We start from the raw sequence: 20,986 nt of genomic DNA, 5'->3' as shown, positions 1-20,986 counted from the left end.
GCGCCCGAAGGCGCCCTCGCCACATACTGACGGCTTCGACTCGGCCCCTCCCCGGCCTCTCGACCCGTCCGAACAAGCGTGATTTTATAGGCGATCGGCTGGGCAGATAGCGTATGGAACTCTTCGGGACCGCCGGAATCCGCGGGTCGGCGCGGACGCGGGTGACGCCGGAACTCGCGGTCGCGGTGGGGCGTGCGATCGGCACCGAGGCGGTGTCGTCGGGGGGATCGGAGCGTGGTGACGAGTCTGCGGCGGTGGTCGTCGGCCGCGACGGCCGGACGACCGGCCCGGCGCTCGCGGCCGCGGTCGAAGCGGGTATCGAATCCGCCGGCGCGGACGTTCGCCGGGCCGGCGTGCTCCCGACACCGGCGCTCGCGTACGCTTCCGTGGGTCGATACGGCGTGATGCTTACCGCGTCGCACAACCCGCCGGCGGACAACGGGATCAAGGCCTTCGTCGACGGCGAGGAGTTCGCTCGCGAGCGCGAGCGGCGCGTGGAAGCGCGCGTCGAAGACGAGCGCTCGCCGGTCGCGTGGGACGCGTGGGGCGACGCCGAGGACGTCGACGTCCGCTCGGCGTACCGAGACGCAGTCGTCGCGTACGCCCGACGGTACGGGGCGAGCGCTGAGGGCCTCGACGTCGCCGTCGACTGCGGGAACGGGATGGCCGCGCTCGGGACGCCGCGGGTCCTCCGGGAACTCGGCGCGCGCGTCGTCACGCTCAACGGGCAGGTCGACGGCCACTTCCCCGGGCGGGGGTCGAAGCCGACGCCGGAGACGCTCGCGGACCTCCGGGCGTTCCTCCGGGACGGCGAGTTCGACTTCGGCATCGCTCACGACGGCGACGCCGACCGAATCGTCGTCGTCGACGGCGAGGGCGAGATTCTCCACGAGGACACGGTCGTCGCGATCCTCGCGTCGCACTTCGTCGGCGCATCCGACGCGGCGGATCCCGTCGTCGTGACGACGCCGAACGCCTCCGGGCGGATCGACGAGCGGGTGCGGGACGCCGGCGGGCGCGTCGAACGCGTCCGACTCGGCGCGCTGCACGAGGGGATCGCGTCCGCGCGGGCCGCTGGCGGCGACGTCGTCTTCGCCGCCGAGCCGTGGAAGCACGTCCACATCCCGCACGGCGGCTGGATAGACGGCATCGCGAGCGCGGCCGTCCTGACGCGACTCGTCGCGGCCGAGGGGCTCGACGGCCTGCGGGGGCCGGTGCGAGAACGGCCCTACCGGAAGCTCAGCGTCGACTGCCCGGACGATCGGAAGGCCGGCGCGATGGAGCGGCTCGAATCGACGCTCCCGGCGGCGTTCCCGGACGCGAGCGTCGATACCGAGTACGGCGTCCGCCTCGAGTTTCCGGACGGCTCGTGGACGCTGGTCCGGCCCTCCGGGACCGAACCGTACGTCCGCGTCTACGGCGAGGCCGACGAGGTCGACGCGCTCGTCGACGAGGTGCGCTCGATCGTCGCGGCCGCGGTCGACGGAGCGACATAATTCCGACGTGAGCGCGCCATCGCGACGTCAGTGTTCGTCCGTTCTCTGGCGATCGAGAGGGACAGGGCCGACAGAGGGGGGCGGTCCGCCCGAGGGATAAAGAGTTTTCCGCCCGCGCGCGAGAGACGGAACGATGAGTACCTCCCACGAGTACGACGTCGTCGTCGTCGGCGCGGGGACGGCCGGCTGCTACGCGGCGGCCACCGTCGCCCGCGAGGGTCTCGATGTCGTCGTCGTCGAGCGGAAATCGGCCGCGGAAGCCGGCCACATCGCCTGCGGAGACGCGCTGAAGGGCGCGGACTCCTTCCCCGAATCGATCCCGAAATCGCAGATCGAGGGCGCCTTCACGAACACCGACGTCGACCACGGACGATTCGAGATTCCCCAGGAGGACACGGTCCTCGAAATCCCGGTCCCCGGCGAACTGGCGGTCGTCGATCGCTGGGAGTACGGTCGGCTGATAATCGAAGGCGCAGGCGACGCGGGAGCGGAGTTCCACTACGACACGGTCGTTCAAGACGTCGTCCAAGACGACGACGGCACCGTCACGGGCCTGCGGGCGACGCGCGACGGGACGGCCGTGGGCTACGAGGCGGACGTCGTCGTCGACGGCGCGGGCTCGCTCTCGCTGCTGCAGGACAAGACGGACTTCGACGGCACCCGCTTCGACACCAACGTCTCGTACTCGCAGTTCTGCTCGGCGTACCGCGAGATCGTGGAGGTGCCCGAGCCGGTCGAGTGGGACGACGCGCTCGTGTTCAAACCCACTGAACGCGCCGCGGGCTACCTCTGGTACTTCCCGCGGACCGAGACGACGATCAACGCGGGGCTGGGCTTTCAGATGACAGAGGAGCCGATGAAGCTCGTCGAGGACCTGAAGCGCGACCTCCGGGACCGCCCGGAGTTCGAGGGCGCGACCGTGACCGACAAACTCGGCGCGGCGCTGCCGACGCGGCGCCCCTACGACTCGGCGGTCGCGCCCGGGTTCGTCGCCGCCGGCGACGCCGCCGGCCACGTCAATCCCACGACCGGCGGCGGGATCGCCGGTGCGGCCTACGCGGGGACCTACGCCGGCGAGCAGATCGTCCGCGCCGTCTCCGAGGGCGACGTGAGCGAGGACGCGCTGTGGCACTACAACGAGCGCGTGATGGACCACTTCGGCGGGCGATACGCCGGTCTCGACGTCTACAACGTGCTCTCTACCGCCGTCGACGTCGACGACCTGATGGGACTTTTGGCCTCCTTACCCGGCGAGAAACTCGCGGAGGCGCTGTACTCCGGGACGACCTCCTTCGGTCCGGCGCTGCTCGCGAAGACGGCGAAAGAGTCCTTCGGGCACTGGGGACAGATTCTGCACATCTACCGGACGAAGAGCCTCGCGGACGACCTGATGGGCCATTACGGACGCTACCCGCGCCGACCCGAGGCGCTCGACGTCTGGCAGGACGAACGCGACCGCCTGATGGACGAGATCTACGAGACCACCGGCGCGGACCCGAAGTACTGATACTGTTCGTTCTCACTATTCACCGGTGCGCGCCCACCTCGTTGGCGGCGCGCACCGGTAAGAGACGAGAACAAACTTTGTCGGACACGCTCTCTCGGCGTGGGTTTCCCGGACCGAGCGCGGTATGCTTCGCTGCGCCGCGTCAGGGATACTGTCAACAGTTGCCTCTTCCTCACGCTCCTTGCCGCACATTTAATTAGCTGAACGCGCACGTCCACTCGTGAGCAGGTCGGAACTGTCTTCGCGACGTACTGACTGGCCGACGGAATCGTTCCGCCCGTATCGACGGATTTCGGCCCGCTGGCGGCGGGTCGACACCGACTGGAAGAGCGTTTTCGTTGCGGCCGCCCTGACGGCCTTCGTCGTCGCTCTCGACGCTCCCCTCCCCGCGTAAGATCGATGTGAGACCGCGATGACGGCCAATATAACGGCAAGAAATACTGCTTTCGGTGTCGGACTACTCGTTCTGGGAGCGATTCTCGCGCGGGCGGTCGGGGAGGCCCTCCCGTGGCCGGACCCCCTTCTCGTCGCCGTCGTGATCGGCGTGCTCTTCGGGAACGTCGTGGGAGTCCCCGAGCGACTCGAACCGGGCGTTCGGACCCACGGGGTCTGGCTGGGCGCCGGTATCGTGTTAATGGGTGCGTCGGTGTCACTCGGGTCGTTGCTCGCCGGCGGCGCGGTCGTTCTCGCGTTCGTGGTTGCGGTCGCCGCCTTCACGATCGTGTTTCTGGAGGTGATCGCCCGGAATGCGCTCGGGATCTGCGAGCGGCTGGGCTCGCTGCTCGCCGCTGGGACGAGCATCTGCGGCGTCTCGGCGGTCGCCGCCGTCGCGGGCAGCATCGACGCCGACGAGGGGACCATCGCCTACGCCGCCGGGACGGTGCTTCTGTTCGACGCGGTGACGCTCGCGCTGTACCCCGCCGTCGGGTCGGCGCTCGCAATTCCCGATCGGGTGTTCGGCGTCTGGGCCGGGGTGAGTATGTTCAGCACCGGTCCGGTCGTCGCGGCGGGGTTCGCCCACTCCGAGATCGCGGGCCAGTGGGCGACGGTCACGAAGCTCGGTCGAAACGCGCTGATCGGCCTCGTGGTCCTCGCCTACGCCGCCTACTACGCCGGTCGGGGGACCGACTCGAACCCCGGTGTTCGGGCGCTCTGGGCCGAGTTCCCGAAGTTCGTGCTCGGGTTTCTGGCCCTCGCCGTCGCCGCCAGCGTGGGGGTCTTCTCGGCCGGTCAGGTGACCGCCCTCGAGCACGCCTACAACTGGCTGTTTCTGATCGCGTTCGTCGGGCTCGGAACCGAACTCCAGCGGTCGGTGTTCGCCGAGAGCGGACTCAAACCGATCGCTGCCGTCTTCCTGACGTGGTCGGTTGTGGCGTCGGTGACGCTGCCCGCGATCTGGTTGGTACTCGGGTGATTCCCGGGCGTTCGACCGATTTCGAACGGCGCCGCGGCGTCGCTTTCAGGCCCTGTGTGATAATGATTACTCTCGTCTCTTACCGCCGAGCGCCACCCCCACTGACGGCGCTCGGCGGTAAAAAGTGAGAGTAATCATTATGAGGCGTTCGCTTCGGTGCCGACGTCAGGGCCGCCGCCTTCCGATCTCGACGATCGCCCGCGAGAGCACGTCGACGCCGATCCCGATGCTCGCCTCGTCGACGTCGAACGTGCTCGTGTGGTGACCGCCGGGGTGATCGGTGCCGACACCGACGTACGCCGCCTTCCCGCCGCGCTCCTGTACGCGCCGCATCAGGTACGTCGCGTCCTCGCTGCCGCCGAGGCGATCGGCGTCGAGAACCGAGGTGACGCCCTCCGTCCGCCGGGAGACCTCGGCGACGACGTCGCGGAGTTCGTCGTCGCTCCGCGCGGAGGGCGCTCGTCCCGCGGTTTCGACGCCGACCTCGCAGCCGTGCATCTCGGCGGCCGAGCGGAGGACGCGGCGGGCCTTCCCGTCCATGTACTCCATCAGCTCGGTCGTCCCGCCGCGCACCTCGCCCTCGAGTGCGACCCGCTCGGCGACGATGTTCGTCGCCGTCCCGCCCTCGATCACGCCGACGTTGACGCGGGTCGCGCCGTCGCCGTGCCGGGGGATGCCGTAGAGGTTCTCGATCGCGGTCGCAGCCGCCTGCATCGCGTTGTCGCCCGTCTCGGGTCGGGCACCGGCGTGAGCGGGTGATCCGCGGAACTCGGCCTCGAACTGCGAGACCGCGAGGAAGCCCTCGATGCCGGCGACGATCTGTCCGGTGGGGTGATCGAGACCGACGTGGACCGCGAGCAGGTAGTCGACGTCGTCGAGGTGCCCGGACGCCGCCATCGGCTCGCCGCCGACGATCCGCTCCTCGCCCGGTTGGAAGAACACCTTCAGCGTCCCGTCGAAGTCGCTTTCGAGCACGGCGTCGAGGACGCCGACGCCGATCGTCGCGTGGGCGTCGTGGCCGCAGGCGTGCATATAGCCCTCGTTCCCCGAGCGAAAGCCCGCGGCAGCGGGGTGGTGGTCGCCCCCAGTCGCCTCGTCGATTGGGAGCGCGTCGATGTCGACGCGGAGCGCGACGGTCGGCCCGTCCCCGCGCTCTGCGACCGCGAGCGCCCCGGTCTGTCCTCCTGTGAGGCGGTCGAGGATATCCTCGCGAGCGCCCGCCGTGCGGGCGCGCTCGAGCCACGTCTCGAGTTCGTCGTCGTCGGGGATGCCCACGCGGTCGTCGCCGAGCACCTCCGGACCGACGTAGATCGCGTCGAGGTCCCGCGTCTCCAGTTCGTCGACGACGCGCGCGGTGGTGTAGAACTCCCGCCAAGCGGGCTCGGGGTGGCGGTGCAGGTCCCGCCTGAGTTCGATGAGACCGCCTCCGGCTTGGCCCTCCTCGTCTGGAACTGTCATACCGGCACGTGGGTCGCCGCCGGATAAAATCGCGTCGGAGTCGGTGACGCCGAACCTCGCCGGAGTCTGTGTCACCGCCGCGCGGTCCTCACGCCGGACCGGTTCGTTTATTCCGGTCGCCCGTGACCGCTGGGCCGATGAGTCACAGTAGCGAGGAACCGAAGTCGCTCCGGTTCTACGGTGGTCGTGCCGCCAGTGCGATCCCGATCGCTTTCTTTATCGTGTGGGCGATCGTGCAGAGCGGACTGCTCGGAATCGGCGATACGTCCGGGCTGATCGTCGGGATCCTCGTCGGCCTGATCGTCGGAATGTTCTTCGTACGGGGGTCGTGGAAGACCTACGCCGACATCCTCTTCGACGGGATGACACAGCGCGTCGCGGCGACCGCGATCGTCGCGTGGCTGTGGGCCGGGATGTTCGCCGAGACCATTCAGGCCGGCGGCTTCGTCGACGGCCTCGTCTGGGCCGCCGAGGCCGTCCGGGTCGGCGCCGCGCTGTTCCCCGCCGTGACGTTCCTCCTCGCGGCGCTCTTGGCGACGGGGATCGGTACGGGATACGGGACGGCGATCGCCTTCACCGCGCTCGTCTTCCCCGCCGGCGTCGCGATCGGGGCGAGCCCCGTCCTGCTGTTCGGGGCGATCCTCTCGGGGGCGGTCTTCGGCGACAACCTCGCGCCGGTGAGCGACACCACGATCGTCTCCGCCGTGACCCAAGACGCCGACATCGGCGGCGTCGTCGCGTCCCGGTTCAAATACGCGATCGTCGCCGCGGTCTTCGCCTTCGCGGCGTATCTCGTCGCGGGGGGCGCGATGCAGGGTGCGCCCGTTGACGTCGGAGACGCCGGCGGGGCCGGCACGGCGTTCGGACTCGTTCACCTCCTCTCGATCGGGGTCGTGATCGTCACCGCGGTCCGCGGCCGTCACATCGTCGAGGCGATCTCGTGGGGGATCGTCCTCTCGGTGGTCCTCAACCTCGCGCTCGGCCTCTCGAAGGCGTCCGCGATCATCGCCTTCGAGGGATCGCGCGAGTCGGCGCTGGTCCAGTCGATGGACGCGCTCCCGGTCATCGGCGCGTTCGTCGTCCCGGTCGCGCCTGGCGAGACGGCCGTCGCGGGGAGTCTCTACACCGGCGCGGTGGGCTTTTTCCCGCTGATCGTCCTCGTCCTCCTCATCGTCGCGGCCGCGCAGGTGATGCAGCGCGGCGGCGGCTTCGAGGCGATTCAGGAGTTCCTCCTCGAACGCGTCGCGACGACCGTCCGGCGCGCGGAGACGACGATGGTGCTCGGCACGGCGCTCGTCAACGCGATGATCACGATCAACACCGCCGCGGAGATCGCCATCGCGCCGTACATCAAGACGCTCGGCCGGCGGTTCAACATCAACAGCTACCGCCGGGCGAACATCCTCGACGCCAACACCGCCGCGCTCGGGTACATCTTCCCGTGGGGCGGCGGCCTGCTCGCCGGCTACTCGGCGATGCAGCGGCTCCCCGAGCAGTACGAGTGGTTCACGCAGGCGATGGTGGTCAACCCCGCCTCCGTCTTCCCCTTCGTCTTCCACGGGTGGTTCCTCGTGGCCGTCTTCCTCTTGGCGGCGTGGACCGGCTACGGGCGCGAGTACGTCTCCGACCGCGAGAGCGAGGAGGTGAGTCGCGTATGAGCCGCTTCGAGAAGCTCTTCGCCGGCTTCGGGTTCCGGACGCCGACGCCGACCTTCGAGGTCGGCGAGGAGATCTCGGCGTTCGTGACCGGGCGCGACGACGACGGTCTGCGCGTCCGCATCGGAGACACCGTCCTGAAACTCCCCGACGCGGACCCCGGACTCCTCGACGGGAAAGTCAGACTGGAGATCGAGTCCTTCGACGACGAGCTACACTTCGGCACCGCGCGCGTCGTCGACGTGCTCGAGAACGAGGGATAGGTCGGGATTCGGGCGCCGGTGTCCGCTTCGACCGCCCCGAACGCGGGATCGAGTGGAACCGGCCCCCTCTCGGTCCGCTACTTCCGGAGGTGTCCGGCGGGCTTTTTCTGTTCGACTTCGATTTCGACGTGGAGACTCTCGGGAAAGTCCATATGACCCACCTCGCGGGCGATGTGGTCGTTCCCGTGGATCTCCAGTTTGCGCGAGTAGACGGTGTAACCCCACGACGGGAACTCGTCGCCGGGCTGTAGCGTCCGGTACTGCGGTACCGAGAGTTGCTCCGGTGGGTCGGCGTGGGGGCCTTTGCACTCGGCGCCCTTCCGTTCGAGCATCGATTTGAGATCGGACACCGCCGACTCCAGTTCGTATCGGTTCCCCGACTGGAAGCGTAGTTTCGTGACGAAGGTCATGGCTTTGATCCCCCTGGGACAACAGATACGTCGGCGCCGAGGCGTAAAAACACATCCATCACTCGAGACGCGGCGCCGACGGCGTCGAAATGTCCGATAGCCTCTTAACGCCATACCCGGTTTATCCACCTAATGACAGTGGAAGCGGTAAGCGCCGGAGCAATCCTCTTCCGCGACACCCGCGGCGAACGGGAGTATCTGCTCCTGAAGAGCCGTCCGGGGGACTGGGAGTTCCCCAAAGGCGGGGTCGAGGGCGAAGAGGAGCTCCAACAGACGGCGATCAGAGAGGTCAAAGAGGAAGCGGGAATCGAGGACTTCCGTCTCATCGACGGGTTCCGAGAGGAGTACGACTACGTCTTCGAGGCGAACGGCAAGACGATCCACAAGACCGTTCACCTGTTCATCGCGCGGTCGTTCGAGGCGAGCGCGGAGCTCTCGAAGGAGCACCGCGACCTCCAGTGGCGCGACTACGAGCAGGCGCTCAACACCATCACGCAGGACGGCCCCCGCGAGATCTTCGAGCGGGCCCACGAGTACCTCGACCAACTCGCCGCCGAGAACGGCGAGACCGGGGACGGCAAATACCTCGCGTAGGGCCGTCGACCGTGTACCCCGGCACCGGCGAGTTCGGCTTCGAACTCTTGGTCTGTCGGTGGGCCGAGGAGTCGTGGCCGCCTGAAACGCGCCGCGAGGACGCCGTTATCGTCGCGCGCCAGCTCGGAACGCGCGAGCGCCGCTGGGACACCGTCGTCCTCGAATGCGACCCGGAGGGGATGGCCGCGCGCAGTCGCTTCGGCGACCGCGAACTGGATTCGGACCTCCTGCACGTCGTCCGCAACGCGCCCGCCGAGTGGGCGTGGTACCGCGACGCGCTCCCGCACCCCGGCTACCCGTGGCGATACGTCCGCGCGGCCGTCCACCGGGCGGCCGACAGAGGCGTCGTCGAGAAGCGGCGGCGCGGCAACCGGATCGAGATCCGGCGGGTGGCGCCCTATCCCGAGTGGGTCCGTCGGATCGTCGCCATCGAGAACAAGCCCGATCTCGACGCCTCGGCGGCGCGGGCGCTCTCCTCGCAGTTGGAACACGACGTCGAGACCGCGCTCGCCGACGAGGTGTGGGTCGCGACCCGGGCCACCGGCCGGCGCGTCGAACCCGCGCTGCTCGAAGACCTGCCGGTCGACGTCGGGATCGTGGCGCTCTCGTTCGACGACGCGGAGACGGATCGCACGGCGTCGACAGCGTGGGCCGACGCGACCGTCGAGTGGTACCCGAGCGAAGTGACGCCGGCGGACGCCCCCTCGGACGGCGAGCGCGCCCGGCGGCGGCTCGAACTCGCCGAGCGGGCCTACGGCCGCGGCTGGCGGTCGTTCCACGAGACGATGCGTCCGGACTGCCGACAGTTCGAGCTCCGGCGGTTCGGCGCGGCGCTCGTCCCGCACTGCGCCGCGAAGGGCCGGTCACAGACCGCGGCCGAGTGCGCCGGGTCGTGCTCGGCGTTCGAGCCCGAACCGCCGGGGTGGCGGACCCGCGGGTGGCCGATCGAAGGCGGCCCCGGAAACGGGATCAAGCGGCTCCTCGACCGCCGCCGAGAGTGGGTTCGAACGCGAGAACGGGAGACCGGCGAAACCGACCGTACGTAGGTGAACGACGCGGTCGCTTCAGCGGCGGCACGACTCCGCGGGCGCGACTCGATTGCGTGACTCGATCAGTCCACTACGACTCGGTCACTTCGACGTCGATCTCCTCGCGCGGCGCGGTCAGCCGGAACGTGGGGACCGTCCGGTAGATCACCTCGATGACGCCCTTTCGACGGAGGCTCTGGAGCGCCCGGCGAACGTCCTCGACGGGCGGGTCCGCGTCGAACGACTCGCGGACCTTGTTCAGCACGCTCACGACGCTCTCGGAGCGCTCTTCGGGACCGGCGACGACCTCGAACACCTGCGATTCGAGCCTCGGAACGCGGATCACTGAGGGCACGCCGCCGCCCTCCCCGTCGCCGCCTTCGACGCCCGGCTCGACGTCGACGAGGTCGGCCGCCTCGGCCGTCGCGCGGATGAGGCTGTCGTCGTCGCGGTAATAGTACTCCTTGAGTTCGTTCTCGAGGTAGTGATGGACCTCGCTGCCCGACTCCATCTCCCACCGATCCTGTAGCTCTTTGTTCTTCGTCGGCTGGAGGCGCACGACGTCGGCGAGCCGTTCTTTCGCCTGCTCGGAGAGGGCTCGATTGTCAGTCACGGCCGGCAGTTCGCACCCGAGTACAAAGACTTTCCACATCGACAGCCGGTCGAACGCGGTGCCCGACGCGTCGGGGCGGGCGTCGCTCCGGGGAGTCACTATGGGTTGGCGTACAGTCGGCACGACCGTGTTCGGCCGGCGACCGCCGGCCGCCCCCGCGTCGATGTGCCGAGCAATCTCGCCGCGTTTGCAACGGACCGCCATCCGATCGCCGACCGGGTGCGATCGATGGCGGGTGACTTGCAAACGCGGCGAGCCGCTGACCGACGCGGGGTGACGCTCACGTCACGGGGGCTCTGGCCCCGGTATCGGGTATACGTCTACGGACGCTACGAAGCCGTCGCTCCGGATGTCTGAAGACGAGGCGGTGCAGTCGTTCGGTGATCCAATGCCGAACGACGCCCGCCTCACCCGTCGTTGGCGTCGTACCCGGTTAGGCCTTGTGGAGTGTCCCTCGCGATGGCCCGATCCCGGCCGCTTAAGTCGATCAAGTCCCTGCGTGGGGGTATAATGGAGTTCTGCGACGAATGCGGTTCGATGATGAAGACCGACGGCGACGTCTGGGTCTGCGGTAGCTGCGGGTACGAGAAACCCCGCGACGCGGCCAACGAGGAACACATGACGTCGACCGCGGCGCGCGAGGACAGCGAGGTCGTCGATATGTCCGACGTCGACGACGCCGAGATCGGTCCCACGACGACGGTGATCTGCCCGGAGTGCGGTCACGACCGCGCCCGCTATGAGATGAAGCAGATCCGCTCGGCCGACGAGTCCGAAACGCGGTTTTTCACCTGCGTCGAGTGCGGCCACAAGTGGCGCGAGGACGACCACTAACGACCCCACAGGGGAGTTAAGGCGCGGCCGACCGAACGGTCCGGCGTGTCAGACGACGTCCCACGACGTGTCGGCGACGTCCCGCCCCCTGAGATCGACGTCCCGACCGGTTGGCGACTCGTCTCCGAGGAGCGAAGAACACCGTTCGACGTGCGCGTCGCGGTCGCGAGCGCTCACACCCGCGTCTACGAGGACGCGTCCCTCCGGGAACGGGTCAGCGAGAGCACGGGCGCCGAATCGACGTGGCGGTTCGTCTTCGCGAGTCGGCTCCGGATCCGCCCGTCGCCGCCGCCGTCGCGAGCGCTCACGCGCCTCGTCACCGACCGCGCGTCGGTCGCGTTCCTCGACGAACTGGAGGCGCGGGGGTTCTCCGATATCGCGCCGGCCGACAGTCACCGGCTCTGGATCGACGGTTCGGCAGTCGACGGCTCGGCGGTCGACGCGACGCGGTATCGCGCCCGAGTCGTCGCCGACGGTCTGACGGTGCCCGTCGAGGCGTACTTCGCGGCGTGGCCGACCGAGGGCGAGTTTCTGCTCGGCGGCGGCGCCTATCCGCTGTCGCTTCCCGGATCGGCGCCCTTCGATCCCGAACGCGGACGCGACGAGCTGTTCGAGATGCTGGGTTCGATCCGCTGACGGGGGATTTCGCGACCGATCTGGCGGAGAATCGCGATAGAAGTGATTGTCTCTGATTGCAGGTCCGATCGGACGGCGGCGTCGAGTGCGCGGAGAGGTGCACCCGCTACGCTAGCGCTCGCTCCGGGCGAACGTCAGATAGCCGGTGTGTCCGACGCCGGCCGTCGAGGGGCGGGAGCCGCGGCTGCCGAAGTCCATCTCGCGCTGGATCGTCTCGAAGGTGTCGACGTCGACGAGGCCGACCTCGCGTGCGGCTTCGACGGTCGCGCGGCTGTTCTCGACGAATGGGGAGTAGACCGCGACGTGGCCGCCGTCGGCGAGGAGGTCGGGCGCGCGGCGCACGATGGCCGGCGCGTCTCCGGTATCGAGGGTGATCGCGTCGAAGGGCGCGTCTTCGACGGCCTCTGCGAGGTTCTCGGTGAGATCGCCCGTCCGGACGTCGACGCGGTCTGCGACGCCCGCTAGGCGCATATTCTCCCGTGCGACCTCGGCGAACTCGGGATCGATCTCGTAGGTGACGACGTCGGAGTGCATTCGGCCGAGGTACGCCGAGAGGACGCCCGTTCCGGTCCCGGCGTCGAGGACGCGGTCCCCCGCCGCGATGCCGGTGTGGCCGACGACGAGGCCGACGTCGCGGGGGAGCATCGGCGCGCCGGTGCGCTCGAAGTGGTTGAACAGGTCCGGGCCGCGCAGCCGACGGACGACGAAGGGTTCGCCGAGATGCGTCTCCAGCACGTCACCGGGTTCGACGTCCTCGGGGACCGCTAAGACGCCGAGATCAGTCTGGAGTTCGTCGCCGGGCGCGCGCAGGTACTCGCGGTCCTCGTGGACGAGAAGATAGCTCACTGCAGCCGCGCGATGGCTTCCGCGAGGTCGCCGTCGGTCGCCTCGAGGGACTCGCGAGCGGTGTCGGCGTCGACGCCCGCCTGTTCGGCGACGATCGCGACGTCGTCGTCGGGAATCCCGCCGGCCTCAGATTCGTCTCCCGACTCGTCGCCGTCGTCCGCCTCGCCCGCGTCGTCGGTGAGCGCTGCGGCGCCGCGCTCGCGCGTCTCTGGGTCGCCGACGATCTGGTAGGTCTGTTGGCCTTGGGCGTCCATCCGAGTGACCTGCGCGCCCGAGAAGACGAGCTCCTCGTCGGCCGTCCTGATGACGACCTCCTCGGCGTCGAGTTCGGTGACGTCGATGCCCATCTGTTTCATCATCTGCTTCATCTTCCGGGGGTTCATACCGCCTCCGCCGAACATAGTTGCTCGAAGCGAGGGCGTCCGGTAGCAAAAGCGTGGCGAACGAGCCCCCGGAGACAGCCGCCCCGACGGGCACCCAGCGAGCGCTCGTTCGGTGCCTCCGCGACCGCTCTACTCGGGCCGCCTCGCCTGCAGCCCGGTCACCGATTCGATGTCCATCTCGTAGCCGACGATGGACAACCGCCGCTTGCCGACGTCCGATAGGTCCGGCGACCACGCGTTGTCGTCCATCAGCTCACCGACGTCCGTCCACTCCTTCGGCGTGAGCTCTTCGAGCGGCCCGAACGCGAGAACGCTCTGCCAGTCGAACTGGGTGTTGGTCTCGTACACCGCGAGGCACGCCCGCTCTGTCGCCTCGCTGTATGCGATCTTCTCGCTGTCGGCGCCGAACTGCCAGTAGGCGAAGACGGCCCGCCCGGCCTCGTACCCGAACGAGATCGGAACCGCGTAGGCGCGTCCGCCGTCTGCTAACGCGAGGACGCCGGTGCCCTGCTCTCGGAGGAACGCGTCGATCTCGGCGTCCGTCATCTCGCCGCCACGGACCCGTTCGGGGTCTACGTTGTCTGCCATGGGCCGTCGTTCGTCGCCGCTCCTAAAGGGACTTGTTCTCTCCGACTGATAGATCACTGGGCGAAAGCGACGCTGATAACACAGGCGTGTTCCTAGCCATCGCGTAATGACCACGGAGATGGCACGGCCCGAGATAGACGAGCGGCTCCGGGACTCGGGGGCGGGCGTCCTCTCGCTGACCGACGGCGCGGAGACGTACGCCGTCCCCGAGGCGTTCGGCTACGACGGCGACCGGCTCTACTTCCAGTTCGTCACCAACGGCGACAGCCGGAAGATGACGTTCATCGGCACGACCGAAATCGCCACGCTCACGGTGTTCACCGAACGGCCCGCCGAGAGCGTCGTCGTGCGGGGGCGCCTCGTTCCCGTGCCGGTGGACGAACAGAAACGGGCCGCCATGGCGATCTCAGAGAACGCGGACATCCCCGCGGTGAACGTCTTCCCGGAGACGACGCCGGAGGGGCTCACGATGGAGTTCTATCAGTTGGTCCCCGACGCGTACTCCGGGCGACGCTTCAACGAGTGGACGTCGGACACAGTCTGACCTGTACGCGCCGGAGGCCCGCCGCGGTCGTGGTTGTCTGCGTGGCGTGCTGTCGTGGATGGTGTCACCACGAGATGGCAGTCTCCCAATCGGCTACTCGTCGGGGTGAATTCGCGGAATACGCGGCCTCACCGACGCGCCGGCCGACTCGTTCTCAGCGAAGGTGACCGCCCCGCCGCTGGTCGATCCAACCTGACAATACAAAATTAATATGAACCGCTTGATACTTCTTTGACCACAGACTGGTGCGCCGAAACGACCGAACCGAAACCGAAGTACTTCGAGCCGGTTGCCTCCCGGTATCACGGGCTTCCGACGGTAGATTTATCGTAGTGCATTCTAACGGAACTTTCATGGGAGAACGCATACCACGGTCTCGACGACGAGCGTTTATGAAATCTGTCGGCGCGGTGTCGATTGTCGGCCTCGCCGGGTGTTCGAGTAACGGCGGCGGAGACGACGGCGGCGACAGCGGGGGCGACAGCGGTGGTGACAGCGGGGGCGACAGCGGCAACGGCGAGACCACCGGATCGACCGGTGACGAGGACGCGGTCATCATCGGGAACGCGGCGCCCACCAGCGGGGCGTTCTCGCCGTGGGGGCGGACGCACCGCCGCGGGCTCGAGTTCGCGCTGCGGGAGATCAACAACGACGGCGGCGTCCTCGGCGGTCGAGAGCTTTCGGTCGTGACGCAGGACACCGAGGCGAACCCGCAGACCGCCTCGACCGTCTTCGAGCGACTGGTCACCAACGAGGACGCGGTGGCCGTTACCGGGCCCGTCTCGAGCGACGTCGGAATCACCTGCCGCGACGTGGCCGAGGACCTGGAGGTCCCACACCTCCCGAATCAGGCGTCCTCGACGGCGCTTCTCACCCGCGACACCCGGTTCACGTTCCGCGTCGGCGGGACGGCGAGCCCGACCTTCGTTCAGGCGACCCGGAACACGATCTTAGACCGCGATTACGACGTGTACGACGCCATCTACGCCGACTACGCGTACGGGCAGTCCCACTACGCTGGCATCCAACGGTACATCGAGGGAATGGAGGGCGTGAGCGTCAACGTCCAGGCCGCGCCGCCGCAGGTGGACGACGTCCAGACGTACCTCCGACAGGTCCAAGACGGCGTCGACCTGCTCGACTTGGGCGGCCATCCGATCGAGCTGTTCACCTTTATCCAGCAGGCGAGCGACCTCGGAATCGAACCCGACCTCATCTCGGGGCCGAACATCCCGACGTCGGTGATGGTCGGCGCCTTGGGCGACCTCGCGTTCAACAATGTCGGGCTGTTCGCCTCGGTCGACCCAGCATCCGACGAGTACCAAGAGGTCGCGAGCCGATTCGCCGAGGAGGAGGAGTCGGTGTTCGAGCAGTACCACGCGTTCGGGTACACGACCGGCCGGCTGATCGCCGCGGCGATCGAAGAGGCGGGGTCCGACGACCCCGTCGCGATTCGCGACGCGCTGAGCGACATCGAGTTCGACTCGATCCTCGCGTACCCCACGCTCTCGTACACGGAGTGGGGCGAGATCGAACAGGCGAAGCTCTTCGGCCTCGAGTTCTCCTCGGATGCCCCGCCGTACTACGCCGACGGCGAGTACAGCGTGCAGTCGTTCTTCGAGAGCGAAGTCTACGACCCGATCGACCCCGACGAGTGGTAAATCGATGAGTGACGGGGTTTTCGTTCGACGCGGGAGACCGATAGGCAAACTGGAGGTGGGCCAGCCGTGGCTGACGTGAGTACGATCGCTGAGATCGGTATCGTCGGTCTCAGTACCGGGTTCCGGCTCGCGCTCCTCGGCGCCGGGATCACGCTGGTGTTCGGGCTCGGCGAGGTCCTGAACCTCTCGCAGGGAATCTTCGCGGTCGTCGCGGCCGTGTTCGCATACGAGCTGATGGCGTCCGGTCCCCTCCTTGGGCTCGGATTGCCCCTCCCGCTCGCGCTCGTCGGCGCGATTATCGGTATCGGGCTGGTCGCACTGGTGATCGATCGCGGGCTGTTGAGCAGCGTCTATCGGTCCGAAGGGGACGAGCGTATCCTCGTCGGTATCTTCGTCACGCTCGGGGTAGCGCTCGCGCTCGAGGGTATCCTCGATCTGGAGTACAGCTACCGGTTCTCGCTGCCGATCGACCTGCCGACGTTCCGACCGGGGGGGCTCATCGTGCTCGGCGGCGACGTGCTCAACATCGTCGTCGGCGCGGTCATTCTCCTCGCGTTGTTCCTGTTTCTCCAGCGCACGTACCTCGGGAAGGCGACGCGGACGCTCACGCAGAACGAGGTCGGCGCCGAGCTCTGCGGCGTCGACACCCGACGGATGCGGACGCTCATCTTCGTGGTGAGCGCGCTGCTGGCGGGCTCTGCGGGACTCCTGCAGGTGATGAGTACGAACATCGCTCCGGCGAGCGGCTTCGGCCTCACGACGAACGGCCTCATCGTCGCCATCGTCGGTGGGGTCCGTGACGTCCGCGGTACGGTGTTCGCCGGTATCGGGCTCGGATTGGTGCTCGCGTTCTCGAACTTCTTCATCGGCTCGTCGGTCGCGCTCATCATCCTCTTTCTGACGGCGACGCTCGTGATCCTCTTCCGAAAGGAGGCGCTCGCATGAGCGCCGACACCGTGACAATCGAACGCCGCGTGCGCGCGCTGAAGATCGGCGCCATAGCCCTTGTCTTCGCCGTCCTGCCGTGGCTGACGGATTCGTCGCTTCTGGAGCGGCTGTTCTTCCTGATCATGCTGTTTGCGATGTTCGGCATCGGGCTGAACATCGTCTTCGGTCACACCGATCAGCTCTATCTGTTCGTCGGTGCGCTCGCCGGTATCGGCGGGTACACGACGGTGATGGCCGCCGACGCGCTCGGGATGACGCCGTGGATGACGATCCCCGCGGGCGTGATCTTCGCCGGCCTGATCGGCGGGGCCGTCAGCTTCATCGCGGCTCGGCGCCGGTTCACGGTGATCTTGATCGCCGTGTTCACGCTGACGCTCGAACTCGCGGTGAACCAGTTCCTCGTCGGGAGCAGCCAACTCACCGGCGGCAGCACCGGCCTCCCGGTGCAGCGGCTCGGTATCGAGAACGAGCTCGTCCTCTACTACGTCGTCGCAGCCGTTTTCTTAGGGTTCGTCCTCCTGTACGACCGGCTTATCAACTCGCGATTCGGTGTCGCGTTCAGCGCGATCCGCGAGGACGAACTGGCCGCGGAGTCGGTCGGGATCCAGATCGTCCGGTATAAGACCCTCGCCGGCGTGCTTGCCGCGATGCTGATCGGTCTCACGGGGATCCTCTATGGGTTCTTCGAGGGCCGGCTGTACCCGTCGACGTACTCGTTCAACAACATCGACGTGGCGCTGCTCATTATGCTCACACTCGGAGGGCTGCGAACGCTCTACGGTCCGATCGTGGGCGCGGCGTTCATCTTCTTCGTCGAAGAGCAGCTGGCCGACACCCCCGAGTTCCGGATCATCATCTTCGGTGTCCTGTTGATCGTGCTGTTCCTCTACTTCCGGTCGGGTATCGTCCCGCGGATCCACGAGTTCCTCGAACGGCGGGACCTCGACCCCGAAACGCTCGTGCGGAACTACACGTAGCCGCGCGGTTCTTTTTTGAACACCACACGGATCGGGTAGTCGTCGGCTCGTCGATCGGGTGGGCCGCACGCCTCGAGTCGATCCGGAATTTCTGCTTCTGTGACGCGAAAACCCGACCGTTTGCGGAACTACGCGACGCCGCGATTTCACCAGAGAACCAAGGTGGATGCCCCGTCCTCAAGGAGCGAACGTAGTGAGCGAGTAGGGCGGGGAGAGAAACCGATAGGACCCTTCATTTTGCAACGGGAGACACGCAGCCAAATATCAACCATTAAGTAACTAAAGGAGAATATGTGAAACACAGTGGAGTACCGTCGTACCGCCGTCATCAAGCTCAAAACGCCCGACGGAGCCGATTCGCTCCTTCGCGAGACTGTTGAGCAATTCAAACATTGTGCCAACACCGCGAGCGAATGGTGCTGGCACGGCGACGATGGCCACCACGTCACCTCGAAAGCCAAGGCCGAACGCGAACTTTACGACCGCCTTCGCGACGAGACAGATCTTACTGCGAACCTCGTTCAGAAGGGTATCCGACGGGCGGTCGAGGCCACCAAAAGTGGAGTGAGCCGACTTGAACGTGGTGAATCTACGTCCCAGCCCCACTTCTCGGCTGACAGCGTCGTCTATGACAAACGGAGTGCGACGTTCCACCGCGACCACGTCTCACTCTCAACTCCCGATGGTCGGGTCGAGTGCGACTACATTCTTCCCGACGACTCGGAGACGCCCCCGACGAAGTACGTCTCCAAAGATGACTACGAGTTTCGTATGGGACACCTCCAGTACCGCAATGGTGACTGGTACCTCCATGCATCGATGCGGAAAGTCGAGGAAGACACTGAACCCGATACCGAGCACAGAACAGTCCTCGGTGTCGATCTGGGTGTCAACAATATCGCTGTCGCCTCGACGGGCACGTTCTGGTCGGCAAACGAGTTCAACCACTGGAACAGAGAGTACGAGAAACGGCGTGGTTCGCTCGGTCAGTGTGGATCACGGGAAGCACACGAGAACATCGAACGGATTGGTCGGAAGGCCGAAGGGCGCTTCACGATATCTCTCCACACAGTCGCGAACGAGCTCATTCGAGAGGCGGTCGAGAACGAGTGTTCGCACATCGTGTTCGAGGACCTAACCCACATCAGGGAGAACGTTCCCGATGCGACGTGGCACCATCAATGGGCATTCCGACGGCTGTACGGGTACGTCGAGTACAAAGCAGACGAACACGGCCTGGAGGTCGTGCAGGTCGACCCGCGCAACACGTCGAAGCGATGCTCGACATGTGGGTTTACCCACGACGAGAATCGCCACCAGGGGTCGTTCGAGTGCCAGCAGTGTGGGTACGAAAACCACGCCGACTACAACGCCGCGAAGAACATCGGCTTGCAGTATCTCCGTCGTCGGCAAAACGCAGGCGATGGAGGCGCACCCGTAGACGTGCGCTTGAATCGCGGGACGCTGAACGTGAGTGGAGAGTACGTACCCCCTGCCTCAACAGAGGCATAGAACGGGAGTCCACGCGAAAGCCCCACCCTTAACGAGCGAGTGGGTCCTTAGACCCCGAGCGAAGTAGGGTGGGGTAGTTTACAGGTAGGCGTCTTGGATGTGATCGCTCTCGAGCAGTTCCTCGCCGGTCCCCTCCGCGACGATCGAGCCCTGTTCGATGACGTACGCCCGGTCGGCGAGATGCAGCGCGTGGTGGACGTGCTGTTCGATCAGGAAGACCGTGATGCCGCGTTCGCCGAGGTCCTCGACGACCTCGAAGACGTCCTCTGTGATCTGTGGCGCGAGCCCGGTCGATGGCTCATCGAGCGCGAGGATCCGCGGCTTCGACATCAGGCCGCGACCGATCGCGAGCATCTGCTGTTGGCCTCCGCTGAGGTTGGTCGCCTCCTCCTGTTCTTTCTCCTCGAGGATGGGAAACAGCTCGAACACCTCCCGCATCGTCTCGTGGCGGACCTCCCGCGCTTGCTTCGGATACGCGCCCATCTCGAGGTTCTCCCGAACCGTCATATGCGGGAACAGTTCGCGGTCCTCCGGGATGTGGATGAACCCCTTCTCGACGATGTCAGAGGGTGCGAAGCTCTCGATGTCGTCGCCGAACACCGTGATCCGACCGTCGCGAACGTCGAGCAGTCCGGACATCGCTTTGAGGATGGTGGTCTTCCCCGCACCGTTCGGGCCCACAAGCGAGACGACGTTATCGGACTCCCGCACCTCGAGTGAGACGTCCCAGATCGCTTGGATGTCGTCGTAGTAGATGTCGACGTTCTCGACGGCGATACCGCCGTCGCCGTCCGCGTGTCCGTCGCTCGACATCACACTACCTCCCCGAAGTACGCCTCCGAGACCTTCTCGTTGTTGCGGATCTCCTCGGGCGTCCCTTCGGCGATCTTCTGGCCGTGATGCAGGACGATGATGCGATCGACAGTGCCCATGATGGCGTCCATGATGTGTTCGACCCAGAAGATCGAAATCCCGTACTCGTCTCGGATCTCGGTGATCGACTCGGAGAACGCCTGCACCTCTGAGGGGTTGAGACCGCTCGCGGATTCGTCCAGTAAGATAATCCGCGGTTGCATACTCAGCGCCCGCGCGAGTTCGACGCTTCGACGCTCGGCGGTCGTCAGGTTCGTGACTGGCTCGTCGGCCTTGTCCGCGAGGCCGACGAAGGTCAGATACTCCATCGCCTTCTCACGAGCCTCGGGGATTCCGAGGCCCTCGCCCCGTCCGAACATCAGCGCGGGAAGCAGGTTCTCGCGGACGGTCGAGTCGTTGAACGTCCGCACGATCTGGAACGTCCGGCCGATCCCCGCCTGCGCGATCGCTCCCGTGTTCAGTCCGGTGAGGTCGCGCCCGTCGAGCGAGAACGATCCCTCGGTCGGCTCGTAGATTCCCGTGAGAAGGTTAAAGAGCGTCGTCTTCCCGGCACCGTTCGGGCCGATGAGGCCAACGATTTCACCTTCGTCGATCTCGAGCCCCACGGTGTCGACCGCCGTGATGCTCCCAAAGCGCTTTGTCAGCCCCGACACTTCCAGCATTGGACCCATCTTCTTCGTCAGGGTATATATATGGTGTGCAAATCGGTAACGATGAACCGACAGCCGCCTCGACCTCCGACGGAT

Annotated in this window: 22 protein-coding genes; 14 read left to right on the top strand and 8 right to left on the bottom strand. The window is 66.7% G+C overall.

What is annotated here, in order from left to right:
- Positions 1–113 precede the first annotated feature (113 nt).
- The 3 genes from ACT3HL_RS10190 to ACT3HL_RS10180 all read left to right on the top strand — a co-directional run bounded on the left by ACT3HL_RS10190 (position 114) and on the right by ACT3HL_RS10180 (position 4,417).
- Positions 114–1,496 (top strand): phosphomannomutase, encoded by a 1,383-nt coding sequence (locus tag ACT3HL_RS10190; RefSeq protein WP_445086720.1) that lies wholly within the window; start codon positions 114–116, stop codon positions 1,494–1,496.
- 133 nt (positions 1,497–1,629) lie between these two features.
- Positions 1,630–3,003 carry a geranylgeranyl reductase family protein gene (locus ACT3HL_RS10185; protein WP_445086719.1) on the top strand — a complete coding sequence of 458 codons (1,374 nt, stop codon included), beginning with the start codon at positions 1,630–1,632 and terminating at the stop codon, positions 3,001–3,003.
- A gap of 412 nt (positions 3,004–3,415) precedes the next feature.
- Complete coding sequence (locus tag ACT3HL_RS10180; protein ID WP_445086718.1) at positions 3,416–4,417, top strand: putative sulfate exporter family transporter; 1,002 nt, start codon at positions 3,416–3,418, stop codon at positions 4,415–4,417.
- Between the two features lie 165 nt (positions 4,418–4,582).
- Here ACT3HL_RS10180 and ACT3HL_RS10175 read toward each other — a convergent pair whose 3' ends face one another.
- Positions 4,583–5,875 carry an amidohydrolase gene (locus ACT3HL_RS10175; protein WP_445086717.1) on the bottom strand — a complete coding sequence of 431 codons (1,293 nt, stop codon included), beginning with the start codon at positions 5,873–5,875 and terminating at the stop codon, positions 4,583–4,585.
- A 137-nt stretch (positions 5,876–6,012) separates the two neighbouring features.
- On the opposite strand from ACT3HL_RS10175, the gene ACT3HL_RS10170 reads away from it, so the two are divergent.
- Positions 6,013–7,533 (top strand): Na+/H+ antiporter NhaC family protein, encoded by a 1,521-nt coding sequence (locus tag ACT3HL_RS10170; protein WP_445086716.1) that lies wholly within the window; start codon positions 6,013–6,015, stop codon positions 7,531–7,533.
- Entirely contained in the window at positions 7,530–7,793 is a 264-nt protein-coding gene (locus ACT3HL_RS10165) for a DUF7513 family protein (RefSeq protein ID WP_445086715.1), read from the top strand. Before ACT3HL_RS10170 ends, ACT3HL_RS10165 begins: the two co-directional genes overlap by 4 nt.
- Positions 7,794–7,870: 77 nt before the next feature.
- Here ACT3HL_RS10165 and ACT3HL_RS10160 read toward each other — a convergent pair whose 3' ends face one another.
- A complete protein-coding gene (locus ACT3HL_RS10160; RefSeq protein ID WP_445086714.1) occupies positions 7,871–8,203 on the bottom strand; it encodes a 30S ribosomal protein S10 in 333 nt (110 codons plus the stop codon).
- Between the two features lie 132 nt (positions 8,204–8,335).
- On the opposite strand from ACT3HL_RS10160, the gene ACT3HL_RS10155 reads away from it, so the two are divergent.
- Together ACT3HL_RS10155 and ACT3HL_RS10150 are read left to right on the top strand one after the other, a co-directional pair.
- On the top strand, positions 8,336–8,797 hold the full coding sequence (locus tag ACT3HL_RS10155; protein WP_445086713.1) for an NUDIX domain-containing protein: 462 nt from the start codon (positions 8,336–8,338) through the stop codon (positions 8,795–8,797).
- 11 nt (positions 8,798–8,808) lie between these two features.
- A complete protein-coding gene (locus ACT3HL_RS10150; RefSeq protein ID WP_445086712.1) occupies positions 8,809–9,843 on the top strand; it encodes a DUF5787 family protein in 1,035 nt (344 codons plus the stop codon).
- A 73-nt stretch (positions 9,844–9,916) separates the two neighbouring features.
- Here the strand turns inward: ACT3HL_RS10150 and ACT3HL_RS10145 are convergent, their stop codons facing one another.
- On the bottom strand, positions 9,917–10,438 hold the full coding sequence (locus tag ACT3HL_RS10145; protein ID WP_445086711.1) for a DUF5797 family protein: 522 nt from the start codon (positions 10,436–10,438) through the stop codon (positions 9,917–9,919).
- A 510-nt stretch (positions 10,439–10,948) separates the two neighbouring features.
- Here ACT3HL_RS10145 and ACT3HL_RS10140 point away from each other — a divergent pair.
- Together ACT3HL_RS10140 and ACT3HL_RS10135 are read left to right on the top strand one after the other, a co-directional pair.
- Positions 10,949–11,272, top strand: a complete 324-nt coding sequence (locus ACT3HL_RS10140; RefSeq protein ID WP_445086710.1) for a transcription factor S — start codon at positions 10,949–10,951, stop codon at positions 11,270–11,272.
- A 45-nt stretch (positions 11,273–11,317) separates the two neighbouring features.
- Complete coding sequence (locus ACT3HL_RS10135; protein ID WP_445086709.1) at positions 11,318–11,908, top strand: hypothetical protein; 591 nt, start codon at positions 11,318–11,320, stop codon at positions 11,906–11,908.
- Positions 11,909–12,019: 111 nt separating this feature from the next.
- Here the strand turns inward: ACT3HL_RS10135 and ACT3HL_RS10130 are convergent, their stop codons facing one another.
- The 3 genes from ACT3HL_RS10130 to ACT3HL_RS10120 form a co-directional block, all read right to left on the bottom strand.
- Entirely contained in the window at positions 12,020–12,754 is a 735-nt protein-coding gene (locus ACT3HL_RS10130; protein WP_445086708.1) for a methyltransferase domain-containing protein, read from the bottom strand.
- The gene (locus tag ACT3HL_RS10125; RefSeq protein WP_445086707.1) at positions 12,751–13,155 is read right to left on the bottom strand and encodes a nascent polypeptide-associated complex protein; all 405 of its coding nucleotides are present in this window, start codon (positions 13,153–13,155) and stop codon (positions 12,751–12,753) included. Before ACT3HL_RS10125 ends, ACT3HL_RS10130 begins: the two co-directional genes overlap by 4 nt.
- 111 nt (positions 13,156–13,266) lie before the next feature.
- The gene (locus ACT3HL_RS10120; RefSeq protein WP_445086706.1) at positions 13,267–13,725 is read right to left on the bottom strand and encodes a pyridoxamine 5'-phosphate oxidase family protein; all 459 of its coding nucleotides are present in this window, start codon (positions 13,723–13,725) and stop codon (positions 13,267–13,269) included.
- A 106-nt stretch (positions 13,726–13,831) separates the two neighbouring features.
- Here ACT3HL_RS10120 and ACT3HL_RS10115 point away from each other — a divergent pair, with 106 nt between their 5' ends.
- The 5 genes from ACT3HL_RS10115 to ACT3HL_RS10095 all read left to right on the top strand — a co-directional run bounded on the left by ACT3HL_RS10115 (position 13,832) and on the right by ACT3HL_RS10095 (position 19,367).
- On the top strand, positions 13,832–14,269 hold the full coding sequence (locus tag ACT3HL_RS10115) for a pyridoxamine 5'-phosphate oxidase family protein (protein WP_445086705.1): 438 nt from the start codon (positions 13,832–13,834) through the stop codon (positions 14,267–14,269).
- Between the two features lie 392 nt (positions 14,270–14,661).
- Positions 14,662–15,930 carry an ABC transporter substrate-binding protein gene (locus ACT3HL_RS10110; protein ID WP_445086704.1) on the top strand — a complete coding sequence of 423 codons (1,269 nt, stop codon included), beginning with the start codon at positions 14,662–14,664 and terminating at the stop codon, positions 15,928–15,930.
- 66 nt (positions 15,931–15,996) lie between these two features.
- Entirely contained in the window at positions 15,997–16,875 is an 879-nt protein-coding gene (locus ACT3HL_RS10105) for an ABC transporter permease subunit (protein WP_445086703.1), read from the top strand.
- Positions 16,872–17,855, top strand: coding sequence for an ABC transporter permease subunit (locus tag ACT3HL_RS10100; protein ID WP_445086702.1), 984 nt, complete (start codon positions 16,872–16,874; stop codon positions 17,853–17,855). Before ACT3HL_RS10105 ends, ACT3HL_RS10100 begins: the two co-directional genes overlap by 4 nt.
- A 303-nt stretch (positions 17,856–18,158) precedes the next feature.
- Positions 18,159–19,367: an RNA-guided endonuclease TnpB family protein gene (locus ACT3HL_RS10095; protein WP_445086701.1), complete on the top strand. Its 1,209-nt coding sequence runs from the start codon at positions 18,159–18,161 to the stop codon at positions 19,365–19,367.
- Between the two features lie 78 nt (positions 19,368–19,445).
- On the opposite strand, the gene ACT3HL_RS10090 is transcribed toward ACT3HL_RS10095, so the two are convergent.
- Together ACT3HL_RS10090 and ACT3HL_RS10085 are read right to left on the bottom strand one after the other, a co-directional pair.
- Positions 19,446–20,180, bottom strand: a complete 735-nt coding sequence (locus ACT3HL_RS10090; protein ID WP_445086700.1) for an ATP-binding cassette domain-containing protein — start codon at positions 20,178–20,180, stop codon at positions 19,446–19,448.
- On the bottom strand, positions 20,180–20,902 hold the full coding sequence (locus ACT3HL_RS10085) for an ATP-binding cassette domain-containing protein (protein WP_445086699.1): 723 nt from the start codon (positions 20,900–20,902) through the stop codon (positions 20,180–20,182). The genes ACT3HL_RS10090 and ACT3HL_RS10085 overlap by 1 nt, the downstream gene beginning before the upstream one ends.
- Between the last annotated feature and the right edge of the window lie 84 nt (positions 20,903–20,986).

The organism is Halobellus sp. GM3 (genome assembly GCF_052545375.1).
The sequence above is the reverse complement of the archived record's forward strand: the minus strand, read 5'-3'. Positions and strand labels throughout refer to the sequence as shown.

Bases quoted from the DNA above. Each gene is read 5' to 3' on its own strand.
- ACT3HL_RS10190 (WP_445086720.1), top strand. From the start codon at position 114: ATGGAACTCTTCGGGACCGCCGGAATCCGCGGGTCGGCGCGGACGCGG.
- ACT3HL_RS10185 (WP_445086719.1), top strand. From the start codon at position 1,630: ATGAGTACCTCCCACGAGTACGACGTCGTCGTCGTCGGCGCGGGGACG.
- ACT3HL_RS10180 (WP_445086718.1), top strand. From the start codon at position 3,416: ATGACGGCCAATATAACGGCAAGAAATACTGCTTTCGGTGTCGGACTA.
- ACT3HL_RS10175 (WP_445086717.1), bottom strand. From the start codon at position 5,875: ATGACAGTTCCAGACGAGGAGGGCCAAGCCGGAGGCGGTCTCATCGAA.
- ACT3HL_RS10170 (WP_445086716.1), top strand. From the start codon at position 6,013: ATGAGTCACAGTAGCGAGGAACCGAAGTCGCTCCGGTTCTACGGTGGT.
- ACT3HL_RS10165 (WP_445086715.1), top strand. From the start codon at position 7,530: ATGAGCCGCTTCGAGAAGCTCTTCGCCGGCTTCGGGTTCCGGACGCCG.
- ACT3HL_RS10160 (WP_445086714.1), bottom strand. From the start codon at position 8,203: ATGACCTTCGTCACGAAACTACGCTTCCAGTCGGGGAACCGATACGAA.
- ACT3HL_RS10155 (WP_445086713.1), top strand. From the start codon at position 8,336: ATGACAGTGGAAGCGGTAAGCGCCGGAGCAATCCTCTTCCGCGACACC.
- ACT3HL_RS10140 (WP_445086710.1), top strand. From the start codon at position 10,949: ATGGAGTTCTGCGACGAATGCGGTTCGATGATGAAGACCGACGGCGAC.
- ACT3HL_RS10125 (WP_445086707.1), bottom strand. From the start codon at position 13,155: ATGTTCGGCGGAGGCGGTATGAACCCCCGGAAGATGAAGCAGATGATG.
- ACT3HL_RS10120 (WP_445086706.1), bottom strand. From the start codon at position 13,725: ATGGCAGACAACGTAGACCCCGAACGGGTCCGTGGCGGCGAGATGACG.
- ACT3HL_RS10115 (WP_445086705.1), top strand. From the start codon at position 13,832: ATGACCACGGAGATGGCACGGCCCGAGATAGACGAGCGGCTCCGGGAC.
- ACT3HL_RS10110 (WP_445086704.1), top strand. From the start codon at position 14,662: ATGAAATCTGTCGGCGCGGTGTCGATTGTCGGCCTCGCCGGGTGTTCG.
- ACT3HL_RS10100 (WP_445086702.1), top strand. From the start codon at position 16,872: ATGAGCGCCGACACCGTGACAATCGAACGCCGCGTGCGCGCGCTGAAG.
- ACT3HL_RS10090 (WP_445086700.1), bottom strand. From the start codon at position 20,180: ATGTCGAGCGACGGACACGCGGACGGCGACGGCGGTATCGCCGTCGAG.
- ACT3HL_RS10085 (WP_445086699.1), bottom strand. From the start codon at position 20,902: ATGCTGGAAGTGTCGGGGCTGACAAAGCGCTTTGGGAGCATCACGGCG.